Origin of the sequence: Janthinobacterium sp. LS2A (assembly GCF_036543145.1) — a bacterium.
In the GTDB taxonomy this organism is placed as follows: Bacteria; Pseudomonadota; Gammaproteobacteria; order Burkholderiales; family Burkholderiaceae_D; genus Janthinobacterium; species Janthinobacterium aestuarii.
This window is the reverse complement of sequence record NZ_JAZHPB010000003.1, coordinates 334,877-357,595: the sequence shown is the minus strand read 5'-3', so window position 1 is coordinate 357,595 and position 22,719 is coordinate 334,877. Positions and strand designations below refer to the sequence as shown.

Annotated in this window: 16 protein-coding genes; 11 read left to right on the top strand and 5 right to left on the bottom strand. The window is 64.6% G+C overall.

Translation table 11 applies throughout. From position 1 onward, the window contains the following. Positions 1 to 42: 42 nt before the first annotated feature. Entirely contained in the window at positions 43 to 1,020 is a 978-nt protein-coding gene (gene gluQRS, locus V3C40_RS11865; RefSeq protein ID WP_442907246.1) for a tRNA glutamyl-Q(34) synthetase GluQRS, read from the bottom strand. Positions 1,021 to 1,186: 166 nt separating this feature from the next. Next, a complete protein-coding gene (locus V3C40_RS11860; protein WP_442907245.1) occupies positions 1,187 to 2,050 on the bottom strand; it encodes an outer envelope protein in 864 nt (287 codons plus the stop codon). Positions 2,051 to 2,438: 388 nt separating this feature from the next. On the opposite strand from V3C40_RS11860, the gene V3C40_RS11855 reads away from it, so the two are divergent. The 6 genes from V3C40_RS11855 to V3C40_RS11830 all read left to right on the top strand — a co-directional run bounded on the left by V3C40_RS11855 (position 2,439) and on the right by V3C40_RS11830 (position 9,753). Further along, the gene (locus tag V3C40_RS11855) at positions 2,439 to 3,953 is read left to right on the top strand and encodes an ABC transporter ATP-binding protein (RefSeq protein WP_331777519.1); all 1,515 of its coding nucleotides are present in this window, start codon (positions 2,439 to 2,441) and stop codon (positions 3,951 to 3,953) included. Then, entirely contained in the window at positions 3,946 to 5,022 is a 1,077-nt protein-coding gene (locus V3C40_RS11850; RefSeq protein ID WP_331777518.1) for an ABC transporter permease, read from the top strand. The genes V3C40_RS11855 and V3C40_RS11850 overlap by 8 nt, the downstream gene beginning before the upstream one ends. Continuing rightward, entirely contained in the window at positions 5,015 to 5,944 is a 930-nt protein-coding gene (locus V3C40_RS11845; RefSeq protein ID WP_070303295.1) for an ABC transporter permease, read from the top strand. Before V3C40_RS11850 ends, V3C40_RS11845 begins: the two co-directional genes overlap by 8 nt. Before the next feature lie 21 nt (positions 5,945 to 5,965). Further along, entirely contained in the window at positions 5,966 to 7,051 is a 1,086-nt protein-coding gene (locus tag V3C40_RS11840) for a BMP family ABC transporter substrate-binding protein (protein WP_331777517.1), read from the top strand. A gap of 115 nt (positions 7,052 to 7,166) precedes the next feature. Beyond that, positions 7,167 to 8,003 carry an HDOD domain-containing protein gene (locus tag V3C40_RS11835; RefSeq protein ID WP_034760008.1) on the top strand — a complete coding sequence of 279 codons (837 nt, stop codon included), beginning with the start codon at positions 7,167 to 7,169 and terminating at the stop codon, positions 8,001 to 8,003. A gap of 136 nt (positions 8,004 to 8,139) precedes the next feature. Further along, a complete protein-coding gene (locus tag V3C40_RS11830) occupies positions 8,140 to 9,753 on the top strand; it encodes a M28 family peptidase (RefSeq protein WP_331777516.1) in 1,614 nt (537 codons plus the stop codon). A gap of 144 nt (positions 9,754 to 9,897) precedes the next feature. Here the strand turns inward: V3C40_RS11830 and V3C40_RS11825 are convergent, their stop codons facing one another. After that, entirely contained in the window at positions 9,898 to 11,112 is a 1,215-nt protein-coding gene (locus V3C40_RS11825) for an MFS transporter (protein ID WP_331777515.1), read from the bottom strand. Between the two features lie 150 nt (positions 11,113 to 11,262). Continuing rightward, positions 11,263 to 12,261, bottom strand: coding sequence for an LLM class flavin-dependent oxidoreductase (locus tag V3C40_RS11820; RefSeq protein ID WP_319992400.1), 999 nt, complete (start codon positions 12,259 to 12,261; stop codon positions 11,263 to 11,265). Positions 12,262 to 12,521: 260 nt separating this feature from the next. Between V3C40_RS11820 and galT the strand changes: the two genes are divergently transcribed. From galT to V3C40_RS11795, 5 genes are all read left to right on the top strand, one after another. Beyond that, entirely contained in the window at positions 12,522 to 13,625 is a 1,104-nt protein-coding gene (gene galT, locus V3C40_RS11815) for a galactose-1-phosphate uridylyltransferase (protein ID WP_331777514.1), read from the top strand. Further along, complete coding sequence (locus V3C40_RS11810) at positions 13,622 to 14,728, top strand: peptidase M24 (RefSeq protein ID WP_331777513.1); 1,107 nt, start codon at positions 13,622 to 13,624, stop codon at positions 14,726 to 14,728. The genes galT and V3C40_RS11810 overlap by 4 nt, the downstream gene beginning before the upstream one ends. Beyond that, positions 14,725 to 15,792, top strand: coding sequence for a galactokinase (gene galK / locus V3C40_RS11805; protein WP_319992402.1), 1,068 nt, complete (start codon positions 14,725 to 14,727; stop codon positions 15,790 to 15,792). The genes V3C40_RS11810 and galK overlap by 4 nt, the downstream gene beginning before the upstream one ends. A gap of 177 nt (positions 15,793 to 15,969) precedes the next feature. After that, positions 15,970 to 17,709 (top strand): glycoside hydrolase family 2 protein, encoded by a 1,740-nt coding sequence (locus V3C40_RS11800; RefSeq protein WP_442907254.1) that lies wholly within the window; start codon positions 15,970 to 15,972, stop codon positions 17,707 to 17,709. 55 nt (positions 17,710 to 17,764) lie between these two features. Beyond that, the gene (locus V3C40_RS11795) at positions 17,765 to 21,601 is read left to right on the top strand and encodes an NAD(P)-binding protein (protein WP_331777511.1); all 3,837 of its coding nucleotides are present in this window, start codon (positions 17,765 to 17,767) and stop codon (positions 21,599 to 21,601) included. A 331-nt stretch (positions 21,602 to 21,932) separates the two neighbouring features. Here V3C40_RS11795 and V3C40_RS11790 read toward each other — a convergent pair whose 3' ends face one another. Continuing rightward, entirely contained in the window at positions 21,933 to 22,463 is a 531-nt protein-coding gene (locus tag V3C40_RS11790; RefSeq protein ID WP_161781531.1) for a hypothetical protein, read from the bottom strand. Between the last annotated feature and the right edge of the window lie 256 nt (positions 22,464 to 22,719).

The window sequence follows — 22,719 nt, the reverse complement described above, 5'->3', positions numbered from 1 at the left end:
CCTGCATTGCTACCCGCCCGGTTCGCGCCGCGGCGGGTTTTTTTATGTGCGCTCGGGAAGTCGCGCCAGCCGCTGCGCCCAGGTGGGAATGGCTTGCCGCCAGAAATCTTCCACATTGTCGGCACGCACGTCGAGGCCGAGGAAGCGGGCGGCCGGCAGCAGCGCCGACGTCAGCAGTTCGGCTTGTGTGCCTGTATCGAAGGCGAGGGCGCCCGTCTGCTTGGACAGCTTTTCGCCGCTGTCGTTCGTAACGACAGGCACGTGCAGGAAGCCGGGGTGCGGCAAGCCCAGCACATCCTGCAGATACAGCTGGCGCGGCGTGGAGTCGAGCAAGTCCGCGCCGCGCACCACCTGCGTAATCCCCTGCGCGCCATCGTCGACCACGACGGCCAGCTGATACGCCCAGTAGCCATCGCCGCGCAGCACGATGAAGTCGCCCACCTCGCTGGCCAGGTCCTGCCGCTGCGGACCCGCCCAGCGGTCGGTAAAAGCGTACACCGCATCGGCCCCCTGCGGCACCCGCAGCCGCAAGGCCCGCGCCGCCTTGCCCGGCGCCAAACCGTGGCGGCACGTGCCCGGATACACGGCGGCCCCATTTTTCGGCGCGCCGGCCTGCAAATTCGAATCCTGGATTTCCTTGCGCGAACAGCCGCACGCATACACGAGCCCATCGTCCTGCAACTGCTTCAGCGCCGCCTCGTACAGCGGCAGCCGCCGGCTCTGCCACGTCGCCTCGCCATCCCAATGCATGCCGCAGCGCTGCAGGCTGGCCAGGATGCCGACGTCGGCGCCCTCGACATTGCGGTCATAGTCCAGGTCCTCGATACGCAACAGCCACGTGCCGCGATGCACCTTCGCATCAAGATAACTGGCCATGGCGGCAACGAGCGAGCCCATGTGCAGGGGACCGGAGGGGGAGGGGGCGAAGCGGCCGATGTAGGGGGAGGAGGAGAGAAGACTGTTCATGCGTGCTGGCAAAGCGGCGACGGCGCTTGTTAACCGGAGTGGAGCAAGCGTCAAGTATCGTGGAGGGAATCAGACGTGTCAAATGCGGAAAGCACACGGGCGTGTGCAATCAGCTCCGTTTGCCTTTGTCATACTGTAGTGGCTGTCCACGAACGTAGTCTCTCCAGCACAAAGTTTCCATGCCGGCATTCGCTACGTTCGTGGGTATTGATTGCTGCAATTAGAAATGATACTCCGCACGTATCATCGGCGTCTTCGCCGTCTGGCCCACGTTGCCCGTGATGGCGGGCGAGTTGCCGAACTTGTTCTTCCAGTACTGGTATTCCAGGCCCACGCGGAAGGTGTTCTTGGCGCTGCCCAGGGCCGCGCCCACGTCGAACATCACCTGCATGTCGATGTTCGTTTCCACCGCCGTGTCACGGCCCACTTCATCCTTGCCTTTCGAATCGATGAGGTTAAAGAAGCCTTCGAACGAGAACAGCGGCGACAGGGGGATGCCCCAGGCGCCGGTCAGCATGGCGTGCGTTTTATACGTGTAGCGGCCTGTTACTTGCGAGATGGGCGGGAAGGCGCCGCTGGGGGCGTTGCTTTCGCGCAGCAACAGCAGGCTGGTGTTGAAGAAGCCGGGCACGTCCCACATCAGGGTAGGGCCGGCTACCAGCATGCGCTTGCGCGAGTTGTAGCCGACGTCGTTCTTGGTGTTGACGTCGAAACCGAGGGTGACGCCGACGCCGCGCACGGGGCCGAACTTGATGTCGCTGCCGCGCACCTTGCCGATGTCGATGGTGTTGCGGTACACGAGGTACGCTTCCTGCGCGCCGGACGTTTTACCGAGCGCGCCAGGGTCCTTGCTGTCGGACATGAGGAAATCGAGGTTGACGAAATTGCTGCCGTATTTGTAGCCGCTGGCGTGCGTGATGGCGAAGATGTTTTTCTTGATGTCGTCCGGATTGAACGGCTCGCGGTAGTCGTTGCCGGCGCGCCAGCTCAGCGCGGTATCGCTCCATTCGGCAGCCTGGGCGGTCGCGCCCGCGCCGAGGGTGGTAGTGAGGCAAAGCAACAGACACGGTAGGGTTTTTGGCACTTTCGGCTCCTGATGATGTGATAAAACGGGAACGGGGGATAGCAGGGTGCGTAGTGCGCACGAAGCGCTGCGATGAGGAAAATTGCGCACCGTTCAATCCATGATGCGAGAAGCGCCGCGTCGGGCGATATGTCTTGTCTGCATACTTACTATCAGTTCCTGCATATAATCATCGCACCTTCCCGCCCTTGCGGGGCAAGGCAGCCGCTGCAAAGCTGATAATTTTTTTCAAAATTGTATACAGGTGTTGTTTTTTTGCGGAAATAGAAATGCGCGCCGCCGCGCCCGCTCCCCAAGCGCCGCGGATGCCGATACGATAGAGACAGAGTGTTGATTTTTTTCACCGATCAACATCCCGCATACCACGCAGCGAGGCACGAAAAAAACAATGACGGCACGCCTGGAACTCCTCGATATCAGCAAGCGCTATCCGGCCGTGGTGGCCAACGACGGCATCTGTCTCAACGTCGCGCCCGGACAGATCCATGCCGTGCTCGGTGAAAACGGTGCCGGCAAATCGACCCTGATGAAAATCATTTACGGCGCCGTGCAGCCCGATGGCGGCCGCATCCTGTGGAATGGCCGCGAAGTCGAGATCGCCAACCCGTCGGCCGCGCGGGCGCTCGGCATCGCCATGGTGTTCCAGCACTTTTCCCTGTTCGACACATTGACCGTGACGGAAAACATCGCCCTCGGTTTGCCCGCTGGCACCAATATGGCGGAGCTGGCTCAGCGCATCGAAGACACGGCGCGCCAGTACGGCCTGGACCTGGAACCGCAGCGCCACGTCCACACCTTGTCTGTCGGCGAATGCCAGCGCGTGGAAATCGTGCGCGCCTTGCTGGCCAAGCCGCAACTGTTGATCCTCGACGAGCCGACGTCCGTGCTGACGCCGGGCGCCGTCGAAAAACTGTTTACCACTTTGCGCCAATTGGCGGCCGAAGGCTGCAGCATCCTCTACATCAGCCACAAGCTCGACGAGATCCGCGCCCTGTGCCATACGTGCACGGTGGTGCGCGCCGGCAAGAACGCGGGGGTATGCGACCCGTCACAAGAGTCGGCGGCCAGCCTGTCGCGCATGATGATCGGCGCCGAACCGCCGGCCGTCACGCGCGTGACGCGCACGCCCGGTGCGGCCATGCTGAGTGTCAGGGGCCTGAACTTGCCGAAGAGCCACCCGTTTGCCACGCAATTGATCGATATCCATTTCGACGTGCGTGCGGGCGAGATCGTCGGCATCGCGGGCGTGTCCGGCAATGGCCAGCAGGAATTGCTGGCGGCCCTGTCGGGCGAGGACATGCGCGCCCCCGCCGCCAGCATCGTGCTGAATGGCACGCCAGCGGGACGCTTGCCGCCGGGACGCCGGCGCGCCCTGGGCTTCGGTTTCGTGCCCGAGGAAAGGCTGGGACGCGGCGCCGTGCCCGACATGGCGCTGGCGGACAACGTTTTGTTGAGCCTGCAGACACCGGCCACCATCCGCCACGGCTTCGTGCGCCACAAGGTTATCGCGCAGCGGGCGGCCGCCATCATCGCCCGTTTCCAGGTCAAGGCAGGCGGGCCGCAGGCGCTGGCGCGCAGCCTGTCGGGCGGCAACTTGCAGAAATATATAGTCGGACGCGAAGTCATGCGCGAACCCACGGTGCTGGTCGTGGCGCAGCCGACCTGGGGCGTGGACGTGGGCGCGGCCGCGCAAATCCGCGCCGAATTGCTGGCGCTGCGCGACGCCGGTTGCGCGCTGCTGGTCGTATCGGAGGAACTCGATGAATTGTTCGACATCAGCGACCGCTTGCTGGTGATGGCGAAGGGAAAAATCTCGCCGTCGCTCGACGTGGGCGAGGCCAGCGTGGCGCAGGTGGGGCAATGGATGAGCGGGTTGTGGCCGCAGGAGGCAGCCCATGGCTAAGTTTGCCTTGCGCCTGGAAGCCCGTCCGTCCCCGTCGCGGCTGATGTCGTGGCTGTCGCCGGTGCTGGCCGTCTTGCTCACCGTGCTGTGCGGGGCGCTGCTGTTTATTGCGCTGGGACACGATCCGCTGGCGGGACTGGCCGTCTTCTTTGTCGAACCCTTGCGCGACGCGCACGGCTGGTCCGAGCTGGGTCTCAAGGTGGCGCCTTTGCTCTTGATCGCCGTCGGCCTGGCCATCTGCTTTCGCGCCAACATCTACAACATCGGCGCCGAAGGGCAGTTGACCCTGGGCGCCATCTGCGGCGGCGCGGCCGCGCTGTACCTCGACGATGGCGTCGGCGGCGCGGCCATCATCGGCGTGTCCCTGGTGGCCGGCATGGCGGGCGGCATGGCGTGGGCGGGATTGGTGGCGTGGCTGCGCGACCGCTACAACGCCAGCGAAATCCTCGTCTCGCTGATGCTCGTCTACATCGCCCAATTGCTGCTCAGCTATCTTGTGTATGGCGTGCTGCGCGACCCGGAAGGTTTCAATTTTCCGCAGTCGAAACTGCTGTCGGACGGCTTGCTGCTGCCGATGGTGATCAGCGATACGCGCTTGCACGTAGGTATCGTCTTCGCCTTGCTGGCCTCGCTGGGCGGCTGGCTGTATTTATCCCGCAGCATTGCCGGCTTCCGCCTGCGCGTGGGCGGCATGGCGCCGGCCGCCGCCCGCTATGCGGGATTTTCTTCGCGCAAGACCTTGTGGTCGTCCTTGCTGATCTGCGGCGCCCTGTCCGGCCTGGCGGGCGCCTGCGAAGTGCTGGGGCCGATGGGACAGTTGACGCCCACGGTCTCGCCCGGCTACGGCTTTGCCGCCATCATCGTCGCCTTCGTGGGACGCTTGCATCCCGTGGGCGTGATTTTTTCCAGCTTCGTCATGGCCCTGTTTTATATCGGCGGCGAACTGGCGCAGTCGCGCCTCGGATTGCCCAGTGCGATTACCGGCGTGTTCCAGGGCATCTTGCTGTTTGCCTTGCTCGCCTGCGACGTGCTGATCCAATACAAATTGCGCTGGAGAAAACATGGATAACCTGGCCCTGACCATCGCGCCATTGATTGCGGCCAGCATCAATGCGGGCACGCCGCTGATGCTGGCCGCGCTCGGTTTATTGGTGAATGAAAAAGCGGGCGTGGTCAACCTGGGCGCGGAAGGCATGATGCTGGTCTCGGCCATCACGGGCTTTGCCGTGGCCGTCAACACGGGCAGTCCCACCCTGGGCTTCCTGGCTGGGGCGGGCGCCAGCATGGTGCTGTCCGGCTTCTTTGCCTGGCTGACCGTGTGGCTGGGCACGAACCAGTATGCGACGGGTCTGGCTTTGTCGCTGTTTGGCGCGGGCGCGTCCACGTATATCGGCTTGAAGTACGTGGGCAACAGCTTGCAGAACGGCCGCTTCGGCATCCCCTTCCTGGAAGATATTCCCGTGCTGGGGCCGGCCCTGTTCCGCCAGCATCCGATGGTGTATCTGTCCTTGCTGCTGTGCCTGGCCATCGCCTGGTTTTTGTACCGCACGCGGGCAGGATTGGTGCTGCGCGCCGTGGGCGAGTCGCCCGCGTCCGCGCATGCGCTCGGCTATCCCGTGCGCCGCATCCGCCTGGCGGCCGTGCTGTTCGGCGGCGCCTGCTGCGGCCTGGCCGGCGCCTTCCTGTCGCTCGTCTACACGCCGCTGTGGGTCGAGGGCATGGTGGCGGGGCGGGGCTGGATCGCGCTGGCACTGACGACCTTTGCCACCTGGCGCCCGGCGCGCGTGGTGGGCGGCGCCTATTTGTTCGGCGGCATCACGATATTGACGTTCCACGCGCAGGCGCTGGGCGTACCGATTGCGTCGCAATTGCTGTCGATGCTGCCCTACGTGGCGGCCATCGTCGTGCTCGTGCTCATTTCCAGCAACGCCAATTACATCAAGCTCAACATGCCCGCTTCGCTGGGGAAAAATTTCAATCCCGGAAATTAATCACTGACCACAAGGAAAACCATGTCCAAGAAACTGTTGTGCGCCGCCGTTTGCGGTGCTGCGCTGATGTCCTCCATGCCCGCCATGGCCGCCGCGCCCGCTGCCGCTCCGCTGAATGTGGGCTTCGTGTATATCAGCCCCATTGGCGACGCGGGCTGGACCACCCAGCACGATCAGGCCCGCAAGGAAATGGAAAAGGCGCTGGGCGGCAAGATCACCACCAAGTACGTGGAAAACGTGCCGGAGAGCGCCGATGCGGAACGGGTGATCCGCGACCTGGCGCAGACGGGCAGCAAGCTGGTCATTACGACCTCGTTCGGCTACATGAATCCCACCTTGAAGGTGGCGAAACAATTTCCTAATGTGAAGTTCATTCATTTGACGGGCTACAAGACGGCCGTCAATGTGGCCAACACGAATGCCCGTTTCTACGAGGGCCGCTACCTGGCCGGCGTGTTGGCGGGAAAGATGAGCAAGACCCACGTCGCCGGTTATGTGGCGGCATTCCCCATCCCGGAAGTGTTGCAGGGAGTTAACGCTTTTACGCGCGGCATGCGCAGTGTCGACCCGAAGGCGGAAGTGAAAGTGGTGTGGGTCAATAGCTGGTTCGACCCGGGCAAGGAGCGCGACGCGGCCATCACCCTGATCGGCCAGGGCGCCGACGTGGTCACCCATCACACGGACTCGACCGCCGTGGTGCAGGCGGCCGAAGAGAAGGGCAAGTATGCGATCGCCTACCACTCGGACATGAAAAAATACGGACCGAAAGCGCAGCTGGCCGCCGTCACCCACCACTGGGGCGATTACTACACGAAGCAGGCGCAAGCCGTGCTGGACGGTACGTGGAAGTCCAGCAGCACCTGGGGCGGCATCAAGGATGGCATGGTCAAGCTGGAAGGCATCAATGCCGCCGTGCCGGCCGACGTGAAACAGTTTGTATTGGCGCGCGAGAAAGACTTGGTAGCTGGCAAGCTCAATCCGTTCAGCGCACCGATCAAGGATAACGATGGCAAGGTACGCCTGGACAAAGGCGTGCTGGACGATGCGGCGCTGACGAAGATGGATTATTTTGTCGAAGGCGTGGCCGGGAAAGTTTCCGGAAAGTAATAGGTTTGAGTATAAACTTGCTGTAATATTGCCGGAAACGGGAGCAGGGCCGGGAGCGCATTCCCGGCCCACCCACACAGCAAAGCCTGAACAGGCCCGTACCGGAGATTGACCCATGGACAGACTGGAAGTATTCAAGATTATCGCGTTGCAAGCGAGCAAGGGTGAGCTGACGTTCCCCGCCAACGTCAAGGCTACCTTGAAGCTGCAGGAAGCGCTGGACGACCCCGATTGCCATATCGAAGCGGCCGCCCGCATGGTCATGGCCGAGCCGCTGCTGTCGGCCCGGGTCGTGGCATTGGCCAATTCGGCCGCCTACAACCGTTCCGGCAATGAAATCGCCAATGTGCGCGCGGCCGTTTCGCGCCTGGGCTTTGCCACCCTGAAATCGATGGTGGCGTCCGTCATCGTGCGCCAGCTGGGCAGCCAGATCACGGACCCGCAATTGCGCGCCAAGGCGGCCAGGCTGTGGGAACACACGGCCCATGTGGCCGCGCTGAGCCAGGTGATCGCCAGGAAAGTCACGCACGTGGACGTGGAAACGGCCATGTTCGCCGCCATCGTGCACGAAGTGGGCGGCTTTTATCTGCTGTCGCGCGCCGAGGAATATCCGGGTTTGCTGGACGACAATACCGAAGACTGGATCGAATACGGCGAAAAGCTGATCGGCCGCGGCGTGCTGCGCCAGCTGCAAGTGCCGGACCTGGTCTTGCAGGCCGTGGAAGGCATGTGGCACGGCGGCAGCACGTTCCCGCCCCGCACCTTGGGCGCGACCCTGGTACTGGCCAACGATCTGTCGCCCGTCGGCTCGCCTTTGCATCCGCCGGAAAGCGCCGCGCGGCGCCAGGCAGCGGCGAAGATCGATTTCGGCATCGGCGGCAGCACCTTGCACACCATTCTCGAGGAATCGGCGGAAGAGATCGAATCCCTGGCGGCGGCCCTGCTGGTCTGAGCGTTCTTCCTGAATCATCCCCGCCCTTGCCGCGGGGATTTTTTTCGTCCGCATTTTGATGCGCCTTTCCCATGGCATACAATCGCCGGCCCGGCTATCCGCCGTACCGCTTTCCTCCTCTTACCCAAAGGATCTTATGCAGAAGCTGTTTTCTTCCCTGACCTTGACCGCGCTGGCATTTTCCGCCCACGCCGCGACCGGTTTGCCCGTGGTGCAGGAAGCGCCCTTGCGCGCCCACCTGGCATTCCTGTCCAACGATTTACTGGAAGGCCGCGGCACGGGCCAGCGCGGCGCCGACCTGACGGTGGCGTACCTGGAAACCCAGGCGCAGATGGCCGGCTTGAAACCCGTGCGCGGCAACAGCTACCGCCAGAGCGTGCAAATTGCCGGTGTGAAATCCTTGCCACAAGATAGCAGCCTGCAGGCGATGGCGGACGGCAAGGCGGTGCCGCTGGCCTTCGGTCCGGACTGGGTCTGGGCCACGGGCGACTCCGTTGCCGCGCACACGTTCGACGCGCCACTGGTATTTGTCGGCTACGGCATCACGGCGCCGGAAGAAAGCTGGAACGATTTCAAGGGTGTCGATGTCAAAAACAAGATCGTCGTCATGATGGTCAATGACCCGCAACCGACCGCTGCCGAACCAAACCGTTTCGCCGGCAAGGCGCTCACGTATTACGGCCGCTGGACCTACAAGTTCGAGGAAGCCAGGCGCCAGGGCGCGGCTGGCGTCTTGCTGATCCACACGAAACCGTCGGCCTCGTACGACTGGAGCGTGGTGCAGAATAGCTGGAGCGGCAGCGAACGTTTTCAATTGGCGGACCGCACGGCCGGTACGCCGTTGCAGGGCTGGATCGCGGAAGACGCGGCGCGCCGCCTGTTTGCGGCCGGCGGCCAGGACCTGGACGCCTTGCGCGCGCAGGCGGAAAGCAAGGACTTCAAGGCCGTCGCCTTGAATGCCAAGCTGTCGGGCGAGATGAAGTCCATCGTGCGCAAGGTTGAACAGTTCAACATCGCCGGCATGGTGCCGGGTACCGACCCGGCATTGAAGGATGAAGCCGTCATTTACAGTGGCCACTGGGATCACCTGGGCAAGCAGGGAGATACTGGCGATACCATCTACAACGGCGCCGTCGACAATGCCTCGGGCACGGCAGGCCTGCTGGCCATGGCGCAGGAAGCCGTGAAAAAGCCTGCGAAGCGCACGCAGATCTTCCTGTGGGTGGCGGCCGAGGAACAAGGCTTGCTGGGCAGCGCAGCGTATGCGGCCGATCCGCTGTGGCCCTTGAACAAGACGGCGGCCGCGCTGAATCTGGACAGCCTGAACTTTGTTGGCGCTACGCACGACATTGGCGCGCAAGGCAGTGAGCGCACGGAGCTGGGCGCCATGGCGGCGGCAACCGCCAAAGCCATGGGCATGCATATCGCGCAAGCGCGTCCCGACCTGGCCGGCGGCTATTTCCGCAGCGACCATTTCAGCTTCGCCAAGGCGGGCGTGCCCGCGTTTTCCATCAATGGCGGACGCGAGTACATCAAGGACGTGGAAAAGTCGAAAGCCAAGGCGGCCGCCTATGGCCCCCGCTACCATCAAGTCACCGATGAGTACGACGCCAGCTGGGATTTGTCGGGCATGACGCAGCAGGCCCAGTTCACGCTGAACCTGGGTCTAGCCGTCGCCAACGCGGTGAAGATGCCGGCCTGGAAGGCGGGCGATGCGTTCGGCAAGGCGCGCGAGCAGGCAGCAAAGTAAGGGGTGGTTTGTGCCAACAATGTTGTCGGCTTACGCGCTGGCGCGCTAACCCGACCTACGTGGCTTGTTTCACCAGCATCAGGCGTAGGTCGGATTAGCTCGTAGAGCGTAATCCGACAACATGGCTGGCGCCGTAGCGTCGGATCAGGCTGCCCGTTCCAGCCGCCGCTGCGTGTGCCGGTACTTGCTCCACACGATCAGCATCAGCAGCGGCATGGCGCCGCCTACCATACACAGGGCGGGCCAGCCGCCGGCGGCAAAGCTGGCGCTGGCCAGGGCCGAGCCTGCCGATGCGCCGATGAAGCCGCCCGCGATGAACACGGTGGTCACCCTTGCGCGCGCATGTGGCGCCAATTTATAGATGATGGACTGGTGCGTCACTTGCAGGCCCATCACGCCCATGTCCAGCAGGACGATACCGATCAGCAATAGTACGAGCGAATGGGCGCCAAAGCCGATCAAGGCCCAGCCCGCGATCGAGGCGACGGCCAGCAGCCAGGTGGCCTGGCGCGCGTAGCCGCGGTCGGCCATGCGGCCCGCCGTGTTGGCGGCAAAGGCGCCCGTGGCGCCGGCCAGGCCGAACAGGCCGATCTGCATTTCCGAATAGTGATAGGGTTCGCCGCTGAGCAAAAAGGTCAGGCCCGTCCAGAACACGCTGAAGGTGCCCAGGCCCAGGCCCGAGAACAGGGCGCGCTGGCGCAGCAATGGTTCCTGGCGGATGATGTCGGCCAGGGAAGCCATTAATTTTCCGTATTGCAGCTTGCCGCGTGGCGCCTCGTTCGGCAGGATGCGGCGCAGCATGACGAGCAGGGCCGCGACGACGATGGCGGCCAGGACGTAGACGGTGCGCCAGCCGCCGCTGATCTGCGACACCGTGCCGGACACGGTGCGCGCCAGCAAGATTCCCAGCAACAAGCCCGTCATGACGGTGCCCACCATGCGTCCCCGGCTGTGATCGGGCGCGTACGAGGCCACCATGGCCGTCACTACCATCAAGGCGCTGGACGTGATCCCCATCAAGACGCTGGCGATGGCAAAGACGATGATGTTCTGGCTGGTGGCGGCCAGCAGCAGGGCGGCTATCTTGGCGATCAGCATCCACGTCAGCAGCTGGCGGCGGTTCAGCACGTCACTGAGGGGGACCAGGAAGACGATGCCCAGCACATAGCCGATTTGCGTGGCCGTGACCAGATAACCGGCTTGCGGCACGCTGACGCCAAACGAGGCGGCCAGCATGGACGTGAGCGGCTGCACATAGTAGAGGCTGGCGACGAGCACGCCGGCGGACAGGGCGAACAGCAGGATGCGGGTCGACGTCAGCAGGGCGCTGGCATCGACGGTAGAGGGTGCGGATTTCATGCGGTTACAACTTTCTTCGAGTGATGCTTTTGGATAAGCATGATAGCGGGGCTGCGCATTTCTTGCCGAGCAGGCAAAAAAATCCCGGCGATCGTTGCCGACGGCCGGGAAAAGGGTATATGGGGATATATACCGAGGGAGAGTTAAAACTTACTGCGCGCTTGCCAGCTCCGCATGCACCTGCGCCGTGATTTCATACGAGCGCAGCCGGTGCTGGTGCTCGAAGATCTGCGAAGTGATCATCAGCTCGTCGGCGCCCGTTTCGGCGATAAAGGCGGCCATCTTCGCCTTCACGGTGTCCGGCGCGCCGATGGCCGTGCAGGACAGGACGGAGTCGAGCATGGCGCGTTCCTGCGGGCCCAATTGCTCGAGGTAGCCGGGCACGGGCGGCTGCAGACGCGACGGGCGGCCCGTGCGCAGGTTGACGAACGCCTGCTGCATCGACGTGGCGCGCAAGTGCGCCTCGGCATCCGTATCGGCGGCAAACACGTTAAAGCCCAGCATCACGTACGGTTTGGCCAATTGCTTGGACGGCTTGAAATGCTCGCGGTAATAGGCCACGGCTTGCATCATCATCTGCGGCGCGAAGTGCGAGGCGAATGCATACGGCAAGCCCAGGTGGGCGGCCAGCTGGGCGCCGAACAGGCTCGAGCCCAGTATCCACACGGGCACTTTCGCGCCCTTGCCGGGTACGGCCAGCACGCGCTGGCGCGGCTCGTCGGACATATAGTCGATCAATTCCAGCACGTCCTGCGGAAATTGTTCCGCATCGGACTGCAAGTCGCGGCGCAGCGCGCGCGCCGTCGTCTGGTCGGAGCCGGGCGCGCGGCCCAGGCCCAGGTCGATGCGGCCCGGATGCAGCGCTTCCAGGGTGCCGAACTGTTCCGCGATGACGAGCGGCGAGTGGTTCGGCAGCATCACGCCGCCTGCACCCACACGGATGGTTGTCGTGCCGGCCGCCACATGGGCGATGACGACGGCCGTGGCGGCGCTGGCGATACCGGGCATGCCGTGGTGTTCGGCCAGCCAGTAGCGGTTGTAGCCCCAGCGTTCGCCGTGCTGCGCCAGGTCGAGCGTGTTCTTGAACGATTGGCTGGCGTCGCTGCCTTCGGCGATGGGGGCCAGGTCGAGTATGGAAAATGGAATCATGGTAGCGATATCGGGACGTGGTGGAAAATCACAATGGACGATTTGTCTATCCCCTGACGACAATAGGGTCGGCCTTGAAAGCGGCAGGAATGACAGGCTGTGCACATGATAATGCGAATCGGGAATTTGCGTACTGATCGGTAAAAAACTCGTGCCGGTCGGGATCGGTGCTGCTTGAACTGGCGGAGTTGCCGCAAACTCTGGAACTTTCCTTGCCAGCCCCAGTCTTAAGAATTCGTGCCTTAAGATTGTGAAACATCATGTATTGCGAGCAACTCGTCAAGCCCGACGGGCGCCAGCTGACCCTTTACAGTAGGCGTCCCATCGTCGTCGCTGGCGTTGCACCGAGCCCTTTCCCCTTGCCGCAGGAAGCCAATCCGCACTTGCGCTGGCATCCTTTGCGCGGCGAGTGGGTCGCGTACGCGGCCTATCGCCAGGGCCGCACCTTCCTCCCTCCGCCAGAGTACAACCCGCTGGCGCCCACGCGCGATCCCGCCCATCCGACGGAATTGCCGGCCGGCGACTACGATATCGCCGTCTTCGACAACCGCTTTCCCACCCTGGCGCTGGACGCCCATGACCCGCCCGACCTGACGGTGGCCACGGCGCCGGCCGCCGGCCAGTGCGAAGTGGTGGTGTTCGCCCAGGATGCCGGCGCCTCGCTGGGCACCTTGCCCGTCAGTCACATCGTCTTGCTGCTGCAAGCGTGGACCGCGCGCACGCAAGAACTCGCCAAGCGGCCCGGCATCGCTTATGTGCTGCCGTTCGAAAACCGTGGCGCGGAAGTGGGCGTGACGCTGCACCATCCGCATGGCCAGATCTACGCCTATCCCTTTGTTCCTCCGGTGCCGGCGCGCATGCTGGAGCAGGAGCACGCGTATTTCGCCGAGCATGGCCAGGCCTTGCTGGTGGATATGGCGCGGCGCGAAGCCGATGGCGGCACGCGATTGCTGTACCTGGGGCCGGAGGCCGTCGCTTTTGTTCCCGCCTGTGCCCGCTACCCGTATGAAGCGTGGCTGATGCCGCGGCGGCAGACGGACAGCTTTGCGGCCCTGTCGGCGGCGCAGCGCGAGGATCTGGCGCGCGCCCTGAAAACCGTCCTGCTGAAATACGACGGCCTGTGGCAACGCGAAATGCCTTACCTGATGGCCTGGTACCAGGCGCCGACAGACGGCCGCGCGCATCCGGAAACGCAGCTGCACGCACAGTTTTATCCGCCGTACCGCACGCGCGAACGGCTCAAATACCTGGCCGGCACGGAGCTGGCCGCCGGCATGTACGCCATGGATGCTTTGCCCGAGGAGTCGGCGCGGCAGCTGCAGCAAGTGCGCGTGACATGGGAAATGTCAGAGGAAATCGCATGAACTGGAATGTGGAATTGGAAATTGCACATAAGCTGGCGCAGATGCGCGGCTGGCTGGAACAGGAAAGGGCTGGCGCGGTGCGCTTGCGCGGCGTGGACTGGTTCGCCTGGGCCACGGCGGGGGCGTCGGGCAGCGCCGGCCACTCAGCCGAGTGTGGCTGTGCCGAGGTGCTCGTCACGCGCGATGCGGCCTACATCCTGACGGATGCGGCCGAGGCGCAGCGGCTGCGTCAGGAAGAAGTGCGCGGCAGCTGGACCTGGCAAGTGACGCCGTGGATGCAGCCGCGGCTGGCCGAATTGCGCGAGCATTTCGTGCAGCATGCGGCGGAAGGGCGGCCCGTGCTGTGCGACCGGCCCGGCCTGCAAGAACGCTGTCTGCCCGTTGCCCTGCGCGAGGAGCGCCTGCCCCTGCTGGCGCCGGAACAGGCGCGCTACCGCGAAGTGGGGCGCCTGGCCGCCGCGGCCGCCAGCGAAGCGCTGCGCGCCGCGCGTCCCGACTGGAGCGAGCAGGACCTGGCCGGCGCCTGCGCCCGTGCCCTGTGGTCGCGCGGCCTGCACGCCGTGTACGTGCTGGCGGCGGGTGCCGAGCGCTTCGAGCGCTACCGGCGCGCGCCACCGGCCGCGTCGCCGCTGGGCGAGCGGGCCGTGCTGGCGCTGTGCGCGCAAGCTTACGGCCTGTGCGCCAGCCTGAGCCGCCAGCGCCGCTTCCGTCCCGCGCGCGACGGCATCGGTGAAGCGGACGCGGCCATCCTGGCGCTGGAAGCGGTGGCGCTCGACGCCTGCGTGGCGGGGCATGCGCTGAGCATGGTATATCACGCGCTCGACAGCGCCTATGCGTATGCGGGCCAGCCCGATACGGTGCAGGAATTCCGGCAGGGCGGCATCGCCGGCTACCGCGCGCCCGAGGTGACCGCAGGCGCGCACACGGAAATCACCCTGAAGGACGGCATGGCCCTGGCTTTCCATCCCAGTTTGCCCGGCAGCATGGTGGAAGACACTTTCCTGCTCAGCGGCGGGCGCCTGCACAACCTGACTTGCGACCCGGACTGGCCAGTCACCTCGGTGGAGGGACGGCTGCGTCCGCTGACCCTGGAGTTGCCATGATCACCCCCGACGCGTATTTCGGCGCCGTCCCCGTGGTGGCGGCCTCGGCGCCCGGGAGGGTCAACCTGCTGGGCGAGCATACGGACTACAACGATGGCTACATGCTGCCGTGCGCCACGCCGCAACGCACGCGCGTGATGCTGGCGCTTGCCGCCGACGGCCACCATCAGTTCTATTCGGCGACCCTTGACGAACTCGTGCGTTTCGAGCGCCAGTGCGCCGCGCCGCCCGGTTTCGGCCGCTACCTGGAAGGCTGCATCCGTCTGCTCGAGGAGCGCGGCGTGGCCGTACCGGCCGTGCGCGGCCATATCGATTCGGACGTGCCGCCGGGCGCCGGCCTGTCGAGCAGCGCGGCGCTGGAAATCGCCATGCTGCGCGCGCTGCGCCAGCTGCTGGGGCTGCAGATTGACGACGTGTCGCTGGCGCTGATGGGGCAGCAGGCGGAAATCCGCTACGCGCAAGTCAATTGCGGCGTGATGGACCAGATGGCGTCCAGCCTGGCCGACGAGCGCCATATGCTGCTGCTTGATGCGCGCACCCTGCGCCATGAACTGCTGGCGCTGCCGCACGACAGCGAGGTGCTGGTCATCGACAGCGGCGTGCCGCGCACCCTGGCAGGCAGCGCGTACAACGTGCGGCGCGCCGAGTGCGAACAGGCGGCGCGCCTGCTGGGCGTGGCGGCGTTGCGCGACGTGCGCGAGCCGTCCGTGGTGGAAGGCTTGCCTGAGCCGTATCGCCGCCGCGCGCGCCACGTGGTCAGCGAAAACCTGCGCGTGCTGCAAGCGTGCGGCCAGCATGGTCCCGTGCTGTTCGGCCAGTTGATGACGCTGTCGCACGCCAGCCTGCGCGACGACTACGAGGTGTCGCTGCCGGTGCTCGATACCTTGGTGGCGCTGCTGTCGGCGCAGTCCGCCGTGTATGGCGCGCGCCTGACGGGGGCCGGTTTTGGCGGCGCCTGCGTGGCCCTGTGCCGCAAGCAGTGCGCGGCCAGTACGGGGCGCACGGTGGTGCAGCGCTTTAACGCCGAAGGACACAGCGCACGCATGGTGGTTCCCCTGAATTGAGCGTGGTTTGATCTTGCTCATGCGTGACAAAGCAAGCCTCTTTCTTTGGAACTTGCTCAGTGCCGCATGCCTCCAACAGGCATGCTCAATGACCATCTCTCCCCACCCGATACGAATGATGCCCAGGCCGGGACAGCCCAGCCTGGCGAGGGCGGTTTCGCGTATCCCCGCCCGCAGATGGTGCGTGAAAACTGGCAATCGTTGAACGGCGCCTGGCGTTTTACCTTCGACAATGAGCGGCGCTACCGGCTGCCCGATGGCGGCATCGACTGGACGCACGACATCATCGTGCCGTTTCCGCCGGAATCGCAGGCCAGTGGCGTGGGCGACCGTGGTTTTCACCGCGTCTGCTGGTACCAGCGCGAATTTTTTCTGCAGCCGGGCGGCCCGTGCGTGCTGCTGCATTTCGGCGCCGTCGACTACCATGCCAAGGTATGGCTGAACGGACACGTGGTGGCCGACCACGAAGGCGGGCATACGCCGTTTGTCGCCAACATCAGCCATGCGCTGCTGTCCGACGGGCCGCAAGTGCTGACGGTGCGCGTCGAGGACGATCCGCACGACCTGGCCAAGCCGCGCGGCAAGCAGGACTGGCAGCTGCTGCCGCATTCCATCTGGTATCCGCGCACCACGGGCATCTGGCAAAGCGTGTGGATCGAGCGCGTGGCGGCCACCTATATCGGCAAGCTGCGCTGGACGCCCGTGTTCGAGGGCTACGAGATCGGCTGTGACGTCTTCGCCACGGGCGACTTGCAGGATGACCTCACGGTGGCCGTGCGTATCTGGCATGGCGACAACCTGCTGGCCGACGACCAATACAAGCTGATCGAAAACGAAGCGAGCCGCAAGATCGCTTTGTCCGACCCCGGCATCGACGATTCGCGCAACGAACTGCTGTGGAGTCCGGAACGGCCCATCCTGCTCGATGCCGAAGTGACCTTGTGGCATGGCGACGAGCTGCTCGATACGGTCAAATCGTACACGGCGCTGCGCTCGGTGGCCATCAACCGCGACCGCTTCATGCTCAATGGCCGGCCGTATCCGCTGCGCCTCGTGCTCGACCAGGGCTACTGGCCCGACACCCTGCTGGCCGCGCCTTCCGACGACGCCCTGCGGCGCGACGTGGAGCTGGCCAAGGCCTTGGGTTTCAACGGCGTGCGCAAGCACCAGAAGATCGAGGACCCGCGCTACCTGTACTGGGCCGACCGCCTGGGCTTGCTGGTGTGGGAAGAAATGCCATCGACGTACCGCTTTTCCAGCAAGGCCATCACGCGCATGGTGCGCGAATGGACGGACGTGATCGAGCGCGACTACAGCCATCCATGCATCCTCGTATGGGTGCCGTTCAATGAATCGTGGGGCGTGCCCAACCTGACGGCCATCCAGGCCCACCGCAACGCCGTCGAGGCACTGTATCACCTGACGCGCACGCTCGACCCCACGCGGCCCGTGATCGGCAACGATGGCTGGGAAGCGTCGGCCACGGACATCCTCGGCATCCACGATTACGACTGCGATCCGGAACGGCTGCAGGCGCGCTATGCGATCAGCGATTCGGCCCGCACCACCTTGTTCGACCAGCGCCGCCCGGGCGGACGCATCCTCACGCTCGACGGCTTTCCGCACCGGGGCCAGCCCATCGTCCTCACGGAATTTGGCGGCATTGCCTTTGACAGGGAACAGAGCGAATCGGCGGAAACCTGGGGCTATGCGCGCGTGGGCAACGAGGCGGCCTTCCTTGATATCTACCGGCGCCTGATGAACGTCGTCAACACGGCGCAGATGTTCAGCGGTTTTTGCTACACGCAGTTCGCCGACACGTTCCAGGAAACCAATGGTCTGCTGACGGCGGACCGAACGCCGAAGGCCGCGCTGGAGCTGCTCAGCGCGGCCACCCGCAATATCCGGCTCAATTGAACGGGAGCCGGGCCCGGCACGTTTCATCTGGTTCATCACATCAAGAGGAGCAGGCATGGCCGATACCGATGGCGCGGCAGCGCCGTTCCTGACTTACTGGCAGGCGGGCTACGAGGGCGCCGACCACGTCACCCATGGCGGCCAGGCGCTGGACATGAACCGCGCCACGGGTCACCTGGACCGGGTGCGCGAAGACTATTTGCTGCTGCGCCAGTTCGGCATCCGCAGCGTGCGCGAAAGCATAGGCTGGCGCCTGGCCGAGCGCGATGGCCAGTTCGATTTTTCCGGCATCGAGGAGCGCGCCGCCGTGGCGCAGGAGCTGGGACTGCAAATCAACTGGACCTTCTGCCACTACGGCTGGCCGTCTGAACTCGACCTGTTCTCGCCCGACTTCGTGCCGCGCTTTGCCCGCTATTGCCGGGCGGCGGCGCAGTTCCTCGCGCCATATGCGGGTTGCGCGCCCGTGTATTCGCCCATCAATGAAATCTCGTTTACCAGTTGGGGCTTGTCGGTGCACATGTTTCAGTGCCTGAATATGTACCGGCCCGATGCCGGCCACGAAGGCAAGCGGCAGCTGGTGCGCGCCACCGTGGCCGGCTGCGACGCCATCCGCGCCGTCAGCCCGCAGGCGCGCTTTCTGCAATGTGATCCCCTGATCCACGTGACCGCGCCGCCCGGACGCACGGACTGGGTTGCACAGGCGGCCGCCTGGCGCGCCTCGCAGTTCGAAGCGTGGGACATGCTGTGCGGCCGGCAAGCGCCGGAACTGGGCGGCGCGCCGCGCTACCTGGACTTGATCGGCTTGAACTATTACCACAGCAACCAGTGGGAAAGCGGCAGCAATTTGCGCCTGTGGTGGCACCTGGGCGAACCGCGCCGCATGCCCCTGCACCAGTTGCTGCTGGAAGTGCAGGCCCGCTACCAGCGGCCGCTGCTGCTGGCCGAAACGAGCCACGTGGGCAGCGGGCGCGGTGCGTGGATACGCGACGTGGCCGCCGAGGCGGCGCTGGCCGTCCAGCATGGCGCCGCGCTGCGCGGCATCTGCATCTATCCCATCATCGACCGGCCCGACTGGGATGATGCCAGCCACTGGCACCACAGCGGCCTGTGGGATGTCGGCCTGGAAGGCGAGGGGGGGGAGCGGCTGCGGCGCATCCTCGTGCCCCCTTACGCGGCGGCACTACGGCAGGCACAGCGCCTGACCGGACAACTTTGTTCAACGTTTGCCCTGGCGGGGCAGAAAGGAACTGGCATGCGAACCATCATCGTTTTTTCCCATTTGCGCTGGAATTTCGTGTATCAGCGTCCGCAGCAGCTGCTGTCGCGGCTGGCGCAGTTCTACCGCGTGGTCTTCGTCGAGGAACCTGTCTGGCACGATGGGCCCGGTACGCTGGAACTGTCCACGCCGGCACCGAACGTGACCGTGTGCCAGCCCCGTACGGCCGTGCAGGCGCCCGGCTTTCACGACGACCAGCTGGCCGTGCTGCAGCCCTTGCTGAGCCAGATCACGCCTGCCGACGATCCCATTGTGTGGTTCTATACGCCGATGGCGCTGCCGCTGCTGCCGGCGCTGCACGCGGATCTGGTCGTGTATGACTGCATGGATGAACTGGCTGCATTCAAGAATGCGCCTCGGCAACTGCTGCAGCGCGAAACGGCCTTGCTGGCGCGCGCCGACCTCGTGTTCGCGGGCGGCCCCAGCCTGTTCGAGGCGAAGCGCACGCGCCACGCGAACGTCCATTGCTTCGCCAGCAGCGTCGATACCGTGCACTTCGAACAGGCGCTGGACCGCCACAATGGCCATCCCGCGCAAGCGGAGATCGGCCGGCCCAGGCTCGGCTATTACGGTGTGATCGACGAGCGTTTCGAGCCGGCCCTGGTAGCGGCGCTGGCCGACGCCCATCCCGACTGGCAAATCGTGCTGGTCGGTCCCATCCTCAAGATCGACCCGGCCAGCTTGCCGCAGCGGCAGAATATCCATTACCTGGGCCAGCAGCCTTACCAGGCGCTGCCGCACTTCCTGGCCGGCTGGGACGTGTGTCTGCTGCCCTTCGCCAGAAATGAAGCGACCCGCTTCATCAGTCCGACCAAGGTGCTCGAATACATGGCGGCACAGCTGCCCATCGTCAGCACCTCGATCACCGATGTGGCCGTGCCGTATGGCGACATCGTGGCCATTGCCGATACGCCGGAAGCCTTTGTTGCCGCTTGCGAGGCGGCGCTGGCCGCGACGCCGGAACAGCGCGCGGCGATGGCCGCCAGCATGCGCGCCATCGCCGAGGCTACCTCCTGGGATGCCACGGTGGACCAGATGCGCACCTTGCTCGACACGACACCGCCGGGGCAGGGCGCACGCCAGCAGGTGCCCGCCGCCAGCACGGCGCAGGCCGCCGCACCGGGCGCCGGCGCCGATGTCAACCTGCTGCATCCCCCCGGTGCGCCGCACGCCGTGGCCTGCGCCATCATCGGCGCCGGCCCGACGGGACTGAGCGCCGCCTATCACCTGGGCGCCGATACCTTGCTGCTGGATAAAAATGCCGCCGTGGGCGGCTGGTGCCGCTCCATCCAGGACCGGGGTTTTACCTTCGATCACGCGGGCCATATCATGTTTTCCAACGACGACTATGTGCTCGAGATGTATCGCACCTTGCTGGGCGCCAACCTGCACTGGCAAAACCGCGAAGCCTGGGTCTACAGCAAGCAGGTCTACACGCGCTATCCATTCCAGGGAGCGTTGTACGGCTTGCCTCCGGCCGTCATCAAGGAATGCATCGTCGGCGCCATCGAGGCGCGCTACGGCAAGGCGCCGGCGGCCCCCGGCAATGCAGCGACAGCGGCCTGCGCCGTGGAAGACTGCTGCGCCGACGGCGGCACGGGGCTGGAGCAGGTGCACGATGCCGTAGCGGCGCCGGCCCAAGCCCAAGCCCAGAGCGCGCCCAATTTCGAGCAATTCATCCATCAGGTGTGGGGCAGTGGCATCGCCCGCCATTTCGCCATTCCCTACAACAAGAAATTGTGGACCGTGCCCCTGGCCGAGATGGAAACGTCGTGGCTGGGCGGGCGGGTGCCCTTGCCGAACCTGGAAGAAATCATCGAGGGCGCGCTGGAACCGGTGGCCAGGCCGATGGGCCCGAATGCGCGCTTCGGCTATCCCTTGCGTGGCGGTTTCCAGGCCTTGATGTCGGGCTTCCTGCCGCACCTGCAAGGCAAGCTGGAACTCAATGCCGATGTGGTGCAGGTCTTGCCGCGCCAGCATGTGGTCGTGCTGGGCGACGGCCGCCGCTTCCGTTACCAGCACTTGCTCAGCACCATGCCCTTGCCGCAACTGGTGCGCCTGATTGGCGAGCAGGCGCCGCCGCAGGTACAGGCGGCGGCGCGCGCCTTGCGGCATATTTCCGTACGCTGCGTCAACTTGGGCGTGGCACGCGAAAACATCAGCGAGAAACACTGGATTTACTATCCGGAAGAGACGATATTCCACCGTATCTTCCTGCAAGGGAATGCCAGCCCCCACTGCAATGCGCCGGGCGGTTTCGGCCTCACGTGCGAGATCAGTTATTCGCCCTGGAAACCGTTGCCGCTCGATGGACAGGCCCTGATCGACCGCTGCGTGGCCGATTGCATCGCGGTGGGCTTGTTGCGCGACGATGACCGGCTGCTGGCCGCCAACCAGGTGGACATGCCGTACGCCTATGTGGTGTACGACCACGCGCGGGCCGCCAACGTGGCGCTGGTGAAAGCATGGCTGTCCACGCAGGACATCGTGCTGGCCGGACGCTACAGTGAGTGGGAATACTACAATTCCGACCACGCCTTCCTGGCCGGGAAAAAAGCGGCGGAACTGATCACAGGGCTGGCGGCAAGCCAGCGCAAGATAGGCATGGTGGAGTAGGCGCTTGCGCCGGGAGCACGGGAACGGCGCTCCCGGCGCGAGGTAGACACGATGAGCACGACGGACATGAGGGAGACGATGAAGAGGAGGGACTAGCAGTAGGCACAACAGTCACCAAGGGCGACCGACAAGAGGCAAGAGGCAAGAGGCAAGAGGCAAGAGGCAAGAGGCAAGAGGCAAGAGGCAAGGCAGATGGAATCCTGCCTTGCCTCTTGTTTGTTGCCCGGGCATTGGCGGCGCGGCAGACCACTGGCGTTCAGTACCCCGAACGCCAGTGGTCAGGCGTAATCAGTGCATGCCGCGCTGATCCCTGTGCTGATCCCCGGTATCGCTAATAGCGCTGCAGCAAGCCGTTGACCACCTTGACCCTATCGCCGATCTGGTAGCCGGGCTGGGAGTTTTGCATGATGGCCCGCGTGCTGCCGTCGTCCAGGCGCAGAGTGACCCGGTATTGCATGTTGCCCGAGGTGGTGCCCGCCGTGCCGGAACTGCCCGATTGCATGTCGCTGCTGCCCTGATCCATGCCGCGCGGCACCGGCTCGATCGATTGCACCGTGGCGGAGGCGATGCTCACACCCGATTGGCTGCCGTCCATGTTCATGGCGTTGTTGGCCGTGGAGGTGCGCGCGTCGGCGCTGCCGGTGCCTGCGGTGCCGCTGCTGCCCGTGCCGGTGTCGCTCATGGTGCTGCTGGTGCCGGTGCCGGCCGACGTGCTGCCAGCACTGCCCGTCCCGGCCGTATTGCTGTAGCTTTCACCGCTGCGGCCATTCGTGCTGCTCATGCTGGTGCGGTTCGGATCCGAACTGCAGGCGGCCAACGTACACAGCAGGCCGGCCAGCGCCATGGTTTTTTTTACTCTCATCTTGTTCTCCTCTTGGTCTGACAAAGTGTTAACCCGGTTTCCAGGGTGTGGCGGAGGTCAGCGTCAATGGCGCATGCCAGGCATGGCCGCAACTGCTGCTAGTAAGAGAGCAGGGCGGGAAAGATGTTCAGTACTTGTTATTTCACATTGAGGTACATCAAGCGCTTCAATTGTCGAGCTTGGTATAAAAGACATTCTTGCGCAGGGCGGGCACGGCGTTCGCCCATTGCCTTGTTCCCCGTTGCTTATTTCAGGA